The 9,301-nt window shown below is 75.4% G+C and carries 7 protein-coding genes and 1 pseudogene; 2 read left to right on the top strand and 6 right to left on the bottom strand.

What is annotated here, in order from left to right:
- The 4 genes from ACZ4Z1_RS22135 to ggt form a co-directional block, all read right to left on the bottom strand.
- Window positions 1-549, bottom strand: coding sequence for a TetR/AcrR family transcriptional regulator (locus ACZ4Z1_RS22135; protein WP_468488446.1), 549 nt, complete (start codon window positions 547-549; stop codon window positions 1-3).
- A 134-nt stretch (window positions 550-683) separates the two neighbouring features.
- Entirely contained in the window at window positions 684-2,252 is a 1,569-nt protein-coding gene (locus tag ACZ4Z1_RS22140) for an amidase (protein WP_468488312.1), read from the bottom strand.
- Between the two features lie 89 nt (window positions 2,253-2,341).
- Complete coding sequence (locus tag ACZ4Z1_RS22145; RefSeq protein ID WP_468488313.1) at window positions 2,342-2,815, bottom strand: MarR family winged helix-turn-helix transcriptional regulator; 474 nt, start codon at window positions 2,813-2,815, stop codon at window positions 2,342-2,344.
- A gap of 142 nt (window positions 2,816-2,957) precedes the next feature.
- Window positions 2,958-4,790, bottom strand: a complete 1,833-nt coding sequence (gene ggt / locus ACZ4Z1_RS22150) for a gamma-glutamyltransferase (RefSeq protein ID WP_468488314.1) — start codon at window positions 4,788-4,790, stop codon at window positions 2,958-2,960.
- Between the two features lie 249 nt (window positions 4,791-5,039).
- Here ggt and ACZ4Z1_RS22155 point away from each other — a divergent pair, with 249 nt between their 5' ends.
- Window positions 5,040-5,783: a hypothetical protein gene (locus ACZ4Z1_RS22155; protein WP_468488315.1), complete on the top strand. Its 744-nt coding sequence runs from the start codon at window positions 5,040-5,042 to the stop codon at window positions 5,781-5,783.
- Between the two features lie 55 nt (window positions 5,784-5,838).
- On the opposite strand, the pseudogene ACZ4Z1_RS22160 reads toward ACZ4Z1_RS22155, so the two are convergent.
- Both ACZ4Z1_RS22160 and ACZ4Z1_RS22165 read right to left on the bottom strand, forming a co-directional pair.
- A pseudogene (locus tag ACZ4Z1_RS22160) lies at window positions 5,839-6,708 on the bottom strand (alpha/beta fold hydrolase).
- Window positions 6,709-6,934: 226 nt separating this feature from the next.
- A complete protein-coding gene (locus tag ACZ4Z1_RS22165; RefSeq protein ID WP_468488316.1) occupies window positions 6,935-8,527 on the bottom strand; it encodes a carboxylesterase/lipase family protein in 1,593 nt (530 codons plus the stop codon).
- 211 nt (window positions 8,528-8,738) lie between these two features.
- On the opposite strand from ACZ4Z1_RS22165, the gene ACZ4Z1_RS22170 reads away from it, so the two are divergent.
- On the top strand, window positions 8,739-9,140 hold the full coding sequence (locus ACZ4Z1_RS22170) for a DnaJ family domain-containing protein (RefSeq protein ID WP_468488317.1): 402 nt from the start codon (window positions 8,739-8,741) through the stop codon (window positions 9,138-9,140).
- Window positions 9,141-9,301 lie beyond the last annotated feature (161 nt).

A 9,301-nucleotide genomic window follows, 5' to 3' on the forward strand; every position in this document is an offset into this window, starting at 1 on the left:
TCAGGAAGCGGGAGCCGCCGCTTCCGCGCCCCTGGCCAGGAGCAGCAGGGCATCGACCAGGTCCTCGGCGGTCGAACCGGTGGCCAGGCGCCGCAGTTGCAGGCCCAGGACCAGGGCGACGACGGTGCCCGCCAGCCGCTCCGCGTCGGCGACTCCCAGCGCCGTCAGGATGCGGGCGGCGAGCCGGTCGTACGCGGCGAAGCACTCGGCCGCGGCGGTCCGCAGCCGCTCGTCGCGGCCCGCCTGGACGTACAGGTCGAACGGCGCGATGTGCTCACTGTCGAACTCCGTACCGCCCGCGACCTGGCCGACCAGCGCGGCGGCCTCGGGCAGGCCGATCCGGTCGAGGCGGCTGTCCTCGGCCAGTTCGGTGAACCGCCGGGTCTCCTCGGCGACGAACCGCAGCAGGCTCTCCCGCAGCAGGTCGTGCTGGGTCGCGAAATGGTACGTCACCGATCCCAGCGAGACACCTGCCTCCTTCGCGATGCGCCGGTTGGTGACGGCGGCGATGCCGTCCTGCCCGATGATGCGCAGCACGGCGCCGATGATGCAGCGCCGGGTGTCGCCCGCGTGGTGCGGTACGGTCCGGGGGCCGCGCTCCTGATCCGGTAGGGAGCCGGGGCCGGTGCCCGTCTCCCCCGCCGGTCCGGCTCCCGTGCGCCGCAGCCCCGCTCTCCGCGCCGTCACCGGTCCACCGCATCCGCCGGGCCGGGCCCGCCCGCCGTCCGGAGCCGGTCGGCCACCACCAGCAGACTTCGGACCCGCTCACGCCCACGCCCCCGAGTCGAAGACCGCTCCCGCCCGCCACCGTCACCCGTCCCCGCTGCCGCGCTCTCCCCCGCCGCCTCAGGCCACCGCTCGTACCACCGCGACTCCGCCTCCAGCTGGGCCGCCAGCGAGATCAGCAGCGGTTCCGAGTGGGAGGGGCCCAGGAGTTGGGCGCCCAAGGGGAGCCCGCCCGTGGTGAAACCGGCGGGGACGCTGATGCCCGGCCACCCGAGGACGTTCCACGGCCAGGCGTACGGGCACGCGGCGATCATCGCCCGGTCCGTCTGCCAGCCGTTCATCCGCGCGAGCGTGCCGATGCGCGGCGGCGGAGCGGCCGTGGTCGGCGTCAGGACGACGTCGTACGAGCCGAACAGCGCGCCCACGCGCCCGTGTTGCCGCCGCTCCGCCGCCCGCGCCCGGCGCAGCACGGGGCCGCCGAGCAGCCGTCCCAGCCGGGCCGCAGCGCGCGTACGGCGGTCCAGCAGCGCGCGGTCGGGCGCCCGCGCCGCCCATTCCCGTACGCCGGCCGTCGCCCGGGGCACGAAAGCGAGGCCGATGAGCCGGTAGTCCGGTTCGGCCTCCTCGACGTGGTGGCCGAGGCCGGCGAGGGTGCGGGCGAGGGCGGTGACGGCGGACCGTACCTCCGGATGGAGGGGTTTGGGCGTACCGGTGAAGGCCGGTTTCCAGGAGAGGGCGATCCGCAGCCGTCCCGGGTCGCGGTCGGCCGCGGCGCGTGCCGCGACCGGGCGGGGCCGGTGCAGGTCGCCGTCGTGGTTGCCGGCGGCGGCGTCGAGCAGCAGCGCCGCGTCGCGGACCGTACGGGCCAGCGGGCCCAGCACCGTGATGCCTTGGAACGCCTCCGCGTCGGGCCAGGTGGAGATGCGGCCGCGCTGGGGTTTGATGCCGACGAGGTGGGTCCAGGCGGCGGGGATGCGGACCGAGCCGGCGCCGTCCGTGCCGAGGGCGGCCGGCACCAGGCCGGCGGCGACGGCGGCGGCCGAGCCGCCCGACGAACCGCCGGGCGTGTGGCCGGGGTTCCAGGGGTTGCGGGTGTCGCCGAAGGCGGGGCCCTCGGTGAACGGCCACTGTCCCAGCTCGCAGGCGTTGGTCTTGCCGACGACGACCGCACCGGCCGCGCGCAGCCGCCGTACGGCCTCGGCGTCCGTCCGCTTGGGCGGGAACTCCCCGGCGCATCCGAAGGCGGTGGGCTCGCCGGCCACGTCGGTGTCGTCCTTGACGGCGACCGGCACGCCGAGCAGCGGCAGCCGCTCGCCCGCGGCCAGGCGCCGGTCGGCCGCGGCGGCTTCGGCGGGCGCGGCCGCGGCGCGTACCCGCCGGAAGGCGTTGACCGTGCCCTGGGTGGCCTCGATGCGCTCCAGCGACCGCCGTACCAGCTCGGCCGAGGACACCTGTCCCGCCGCCAGCGCGGCGGCCTGCTCGGCCAGCCCTTCGTACTCCCTGGTGCCGTCGTCCCGTAGGCCCATGGCTCCCCCTCACCGGCACTTGTTCGTTCGAACGAACGACTTCGACGGTAACCGGGGGCCGCGCGCGCTTCAATGGCGCGCCCGAGGCGTCACGGCCGGTGCCGGCCGAGTTCCGCGAGGCGGGTCAGGGCGGGCAGCGCGTCGGCGAGCGCCTGCCGCTGCCCGGAGGTCAGCTGGGCCACCAGCGGTTCCAGGTGGCGCGTCCGGTGCGTGTGGCGGGAGCGGCCGATCCGCCGTCCCGCCTCGGTGATGCGGACCAGGACGGCGCGCCCGTCACTGGGGTCGGGGCGGCGTTCGACGAGTCCGTCGCGCTCCAGCCGGGTGACCAGTTGGGTGATGCCGGGCTGGCTGACCTGCTCGGTCCTGGTCAGTTCGGTGAGCCGCATGGGCCCTTCGGCGTACGCGAGGGTGTCCAGCACCGACAGGGTGGTGAGGGACAGTTTCTCCGGCGTGGGCAGCCGGACGTAGAAGCGGTTGAAGTGTTCGACCGCGGTGGCGAAGGCGTCCACGTCCAGGTCGCCGTCCGGGGAGGGTGGCGGGTGGTCGTTCAGGTCGTCGTTCACCCGCAAAACATATCGTACGGTTATTTAATGCACTTATGCTCCCGCTGTGTCCGGATTCGAGCGGACGCGACCGCGTCCGGTGGGCGACGCGCAGCCACGCGTCACCCACCGGACCCGGTACCTCCCGCTCACGGCAGCGGCCTCACCCCTTGGGCCGTACCACCATCGCCGACCCGCCTCCCCGCCGCTGCTTCTCCGCCGCCGCCAGCCAGCGGCCGTCCGGGAGGCGTTGCACGCCGGTCGCGGCGCCGATCTCCGGGTTGCGGGTGAACTTGTGGCCGATGGCCTCCAGCTGTGCCCGGACCGGGCTGTCCCACAGGCCGGGTTCCAGCTCGGTGGCGGCCGCGTTGCGCTGGCTGGCACGGGGCGCGGCGATGGCGTCGACCAGCGGCATTCCGCGGTCGAGGTGGTTCAGCAGGCTCTGCAGGACGGTGGTGATGATCGTTGCGCCGCCGGGCGAGCCCATCGCCACGACCGGGCGGCCGTCCCGCAGCACGACCGTCGGGGACATCGAGGACCGCGGGCGCTTGCCGGGGCCCGGCAGGTTCGGGTCGTGCACGGCCGGGTTCGCCGGGGCGAAGGAGAAGTCCGTCAGCTCGTTGTTGAGCAGGAAGCCGCGGCCCGGTACGACGATGCCGCTGCCGCCGGTCTGCTCGATGGTGAGGGTGTAGGCGACGACGTTGCCCCACTTGTCGGCGACGGTCAGGTGGGTGGTGTTCTCCCCCTCGTACGTCGTCGGGGCGGCCCGGCCACCGGCCCCGCAGGGCTGCGGATCGCGCGGATCACCGGGCGCCAGCGGGCTGGTGAGCACCGCGTCGTCCTTGATCAGGCAGGCCCGGGAGTCGGCGAAGCGCTGTGAGGTCAGGCCGCGCGTCGGCACGTCCTCGAACTCCGGGTCGCCGACCCAGCGCCCGCGGTCGGCGAAGGCGATGCGGCTGGCCTCGATGTAGCGGTGCAGGTAGTCCTTCTCGCTCAGTTCCGACAGGTCGCTGTGCTCCAGGATGTTGAGCGCCTCGGCGATGCTGGTGCCGCCGGAGGAGGAGGGCGCCATGCCGTACACGTCCAGGCCGCGGTAGCGGGTCCTGGTCGGCGCCTGGCGGCGCACCTCGTACTCCCGCAGGTCCTTGGCCGTCAGGTCGCCGGGGCGCACCTTGCGCGGGGAGCCGGGGCGTACCGGCGGCTGCTGGACGGTCCGTACGACGTCCTTGCCGAGCCGCCCGTGGTACAGCGCGTCGACGCCCTTGTCCCCCAGCTCCTTGTACGTACGGGCCAGGTCGGGGTTCTTGAGGGTGGAGCCGACGACCGGCAGCTTGCCGCCGGGGAGGAACAGACGGGCGGTGGCCGGGAAGTCACGGAAGCGCGCCTCGTTGGCGGCGGTCTGCGAGCGGAACGTCTCGTCGACCGTGAAGCCGTTGCGGGCCAGTTTCTCCGCCGGCTCCAGGAGTTCGCGCAGCGGGCGGGTGCCCCACCGTTCCAGCGCGGTGTCCCAGGTCGCGGGCGTGCCGGGGGTGCCGACGGACAGGCCGCTGGTGACCGCCTCGGCGAACGGGACCGGCTTGCCGTTCTCCAGGAAGAGGCCGCTGTCCGCGCTGAGCGGCGCGGTCTCGCGGCCGTCGAGCGTGCGTATGGTGCGGGACTTGGCGTCGTACGAGACGAAGTAACCGCCGCCTCCGACACCGGCGGAGTACGGCTCGGTGACGCCGAGGGCCGCCGCGGTGGCGACCGCGGCGTCCACCGCGTTGCCGCCCTTGCGCAGCACCTCGATACCGGCGGCCGAGGCGTCGGCGTCCACGCTGGAGACCGCGCCGCCGTATCCGGTCGCGACCGGCACCTTCGGCGGGGTCTTCGCGGGCGGCCCGGCCGGGGCGGACGGCGGAGCGGCGGCCGGTGACTGGGCCGAGGCCGGGACGGCGGTCAGCGAACCGGCGAGTGCGGCGACCACCCCCAGCACGGAAAGGCGTCGGGCAGGTGTCATGCGGCGTTCCCTCCTGGCCTGTTCGGGCGGCAGGGGCCGGAGCCTACCTGCGTGATCACGGGGGCGACAGGGGGCGCGAGGGCGGGGCGCGAAAGGGGCGCGAACGGCGGAGCGGCCCGCCGGGGCGCAACGGTACGGGCCACCGCACCGCGGGCGCCGCTCCCATGTCCGTACGGACCCGGGCAGAGCAGCCCAACCACCCGCCCCGCGTTCGAACACACTCCCGGACAGCCGCTACGCTCCCCCGCCATGGACGACTCCCTGCTCCTCGTGATCGTGGCGGCGGCTGCCCTCGCCGTGGGCGCCGCGGCCGGCTGGGCCGCGCACACCGCCGTGGCGCGCCGCAAGCTGAGCCGCGAGCAGAGCTTCTTCGGGCTGCCCGACGGATCGGAATGCGTGCTGGTCACCCACCGGGACAGCACGTCGGCCCACTGGAGCATCCCGCGGCACGACGCGCTCGCCCTGCTCGGACTGGCCTCGGTGGTGGAGACCTGCGGCGCGCACGCGGAGGTCGCGCCGCACGACACCGGGCTCCAGGGGTTCGGCGCCCGCACCGAGTTCTGCGTGGGCGACCCGACCGCGCACCGGCGCCTCGCGGCACACCTGGCGAACCTGCTGCCGGGCGTCGCCGTCCACCCCGGCGACGAACACGGCATCGGGCGCGGGACGTTCGCCGTGGGCGGTTCGACGTACCGGATGGAGCCCGGCGCGGTGGAGTACGTGCTGCTGGCCCGGCTCACCGCCGTCGAGAGCGGCCGGCCGGTCTTCCTCGCGGCCGGGCAGCGCCCGGTGACCCACCGCGCCGCCGTACGCCACCTGGTGCGCAACCGGGCGCGGCTGGCCCGCAAGTACGGCACCGACGGGCAGTTCTGCCTGCTGCTCAAGGTCGTCAACTCGCAGGCGTACGGGCCCGACGTGATGGAACTGGTCGCGGACGTGACGAAGGCCGCGCTGGCGCCGGCCGAGCCGAAGGGGCACCGCGCCGGCGTGTAGGGCGGGCGGGGCCCGTCCCGTCGGGCGCGGACGCGAGCCGGTTCCGCCCCCGTGGTCAGCCGGGCGGCGGGGCCCCTCGGCCGATGAACGCGCCCACCCTGTCGTTGAGTTCCCTTGCCGCCTGGTGCTGCATCCCGTGGTGGCTGCTGCCGGGCAGCACCGCGATCTCGGCACCGGGTAGCAGCGCCGCGGCGGCCCTCGCCACCCGCCCGGCGTCGTGGGGGCGGCTGCGACCGGCCGGCAGGATCAGCGCCGGTGTCCGGAGCGCGCGCAGAGCGGCCGCCGAAGGTCGCGGGCCCGTGACGGGCCGGGCCTTCTCCACACCGGCCGCCGCCTCCTGCAACCGCGGCCAGGCCGGGTCGAGCGGCGCGCCGCCGCTCTCCCAGCGCAGGAACGAGCGCACGCGTGCGGGGCTCGGCGCGAGCAGCGTCGGCAGCGCCCGCAGCGGGTATCCGGGCCGGTACCCGGCGAAGCAGCCGGTCGGGTCGATGAGGACGAGGCGGCTGATCCGGGACGAGGCCAGGGCGTGGTGGAGGGCGATCCAGGCACCGTAGGAGTGTCCGGCGAGGGCGGCCTGTCCGACCCCGAGGCCGTCCAGCAGCGCGTCGAGCCACCGGCCGAGGCCGGCGACGCTGCCGATCCGCCGCCCTTCGGCCGGGAGGCTGCGGCCTGGGTCGCCGATCAGGCCGGCAGCGAGCACCCGGTGCGTGCGGGACTACGCGGGGACGTCGGCGAACCAACTGGCGGAGGTGTCCCCGCCACCGGGCAGCAGGAGCAGGGGCGGGGCTCCTTCCGGCCCGGCGCAGTTGACGCGGGTGATGCCGTACGGCGTGGGGACGTCGAGGTGTTCGACGCGCCCGCCCCACTCGGCGAGCAGCCCCTCGTACGCCTCGTTGAACGCCCCGCCCCTCGCGCCCTCGTGCACCGCCCCCTCCCCCACTCGGCATGCTTCTCTCGGCACGCCGGGCCGCCCCCTGGGCCCGAGACACCGCGGTCCGCTGATCGCGCAGTCCTGGGCCTGCTCAGCGGCTTCGCCGAGGACGCGGCCGTACGCCGCTCCTCCCCGGCACCCGCGACGCCGTACGGAACCGACACGCTGAACAGCCGAACGGCGGCAGCAGCCGCGCGGAGCCCCGGCCCCGCGCCCGGCCTCACCCGAAGTACATCACCTCGGGCGCGGGTCCGCCGAGGTACGGCCGCCAGCCCGCGAGCCCCGGCCCGTTGGGTGTGCCGGTGGCCGCGAAGGCGGCCAGCGCGCCGCCGAACGCGCGCGCCAGGCCGCGGTCCTCCGGGCCGGTGCGTCCCAGCATCGGGCTCTCCGGGTAGGCGTCGAACGTCCCGAAGAGGAACGGCAGCTCCGCGCAGTGGGTGGCGCCCAGCCTGCCGTCGTCGCCGTCCGGAGACCGGTCGAAGCGGTAGACGTACGCGGGTGTCCCCTGCGCGGCGCGCTGCTCCGCGATGCGGGTGGCGCCGTCCCGGAACATCCAGCCGGTGGCCGCCTCGGTCAGCAGGTCCGCCGGTGACGCGTCCGGCCGCAGGCGCGCCAGGTCGTCGTACGCGGCGGCCGCTTCGTCCCGGCCGCCGCTCCGGAAGTCGCCGCCGGCGTCCTCGCGCATGATCCGCAGGACGTCGTCCCGGGTGCACGCCCGGGCCCGTGCGTCGAACGCCAGGAACGCGGTCATCTCGTCCCGTACCGTGCCGATCAGCAACTCGGTTCCTCCCAGGGCGCCTTCCGCCACGGCCTGCCGGGGAGGGACCGGCAGAGCGGCGCCGCCGAGCACCGGGTACAGGGGCGGCGCGAGGCGGCCCGGGCGCGCGCGGTCCGCCGCCAGCCGGGCGTACGCGGCGAGCAGCCGCTCCACCGGCAGGGCGCGCAACTCCCGCAGCACGGCGGCCTCGTTGCCGGGGACGGCCGCCTTGTCCGGCACGTCCAGCAGGCGCAGGAAGTCCGCCGTGCTCTCGGCGGCCGCGGCCGGGTCCTGGGGCGGCAGCCCCCACGGCCCGCTCTGCGCGACGACCCGGCGCACCAGCCCGCGGGTCCCGGGGGCGACCGCGAGGGACAGAGCCGTGTACGCGCCCGCCGACTGGCCGCCGACGGTGACCCGGCCGGGGTCGCCGCCGAAGGCCGCGATGTTGTCGTGCACCCAGCGCACCGCCGCGGCCTGGTCCTGGAGGCCGAGATTGCCCACTCCGGCCTCGGGCAGGAAGAGCCAGCCGAGCGGGCCGACACGGTAGTTGGCGGTGACCACGACGAGGTCGCCGAGCGCGGCGAGCCGGGCGCCGTCGTACCAGTCCCAGCCGCCGCAGCCGCTGGTGAAACCGCCACCGTGGAACCACACCAGCACGGGCCGGCCCGCACCCGGAGCGTCGGCCGGGCTCCAGACGTTGAGGGTCAGGCAGCCGTCCTCGTCCCAGTCGGGCGTACGCTTGCCCATCACGCGCTCCAGGCGGGACGGGCCCTGCGGCACGGCGGGCCCGGGGCGGGCCGCGTCCCGTACGCCGGTCCAGCCCTCGTGCGGGCGAGGCGGTGCGAAGCGCAGCGCACCGGTCGGCGAGGCCGCGTACGGAATGCCGCGGAAGGCGACCACCGGCAGGGCGCCCGCGGGGCTCGCCGCGCCGGCGCCCTCCGTCCGCCGTACTGCGTGGGCTTCGTCGGCTTTGCTGTCCGCCACCGGGGCCGGTCTGCCGCGCACCCGTCCCCGCTCGGTCTCCACGGTCCGCCACCACTCGCCAACTGCGGCCATCGGCTCCGCCCTTTCCTCCGGTTCGGCCCCCGCGCAGCATCTGTTCTACGCGACCAGCGGCCGCCCGCGTCCCCGACGCCACCGTCCCGCGCCGCGGCCTCCCTTGCCCGGCCGCGCCCGGGAATTCCCGGTGTGGTACTCCTGTATCAATGGCTCCGCTGTGCCGGGGCCGAGGGTGACCGGCCGCAACTCCACCCCAGGGAGTCCCGTGATGACCGAGCGCAAGCCCCCCGGCGTCAGCTTCGAGACCTGGACCGACCGGCAGATCCGCGAGGCGACGGAGCGCGGCGACTTCGCCGACCTGCCCGGCTTCGGCAAGCCGCTGACCGGCCTCGACAAGCCGTACGACGACATGTGGTGGGTCAAGGAGAAGATGAGCCGGGAGAACCTCTCCTTCCTGCCGCCGACGCTCGCGCTGCGCAAGGAGGCGGAGGACGCGCTGGAGGCCGCTCGGCGGGCCCCTTCGGAGCGGGCGGTACGGCGCGTGATCGGCGAGATCAACACGAAGATCCAGGAGGCGATCCGCCAGCCGCCGCCCGGCCCGCCGCTCGGCCTGGAGCCGTACGACGTGGAGAGCGTCGTCGCCGACTGGCGCGAACGGCACGGGAAGTAGCGCGCCGGCGGCGCGGAACGGGCAGGGGTGGGGGGGGGGGGGGGGGGGGGGGGGGGGGCAGGGGGGAGGGGGGGGGGGGGGGGAGGGGGGGGGAAAAAAAACAAAAGGAGGGGGAACCCCACAAACAGCCAGCCTGTCAAGACAAAAAAAAAAAAAAGGGG

Source organism: Streptomyces sp. NPDC030165, from assembly GCF_055573595.1.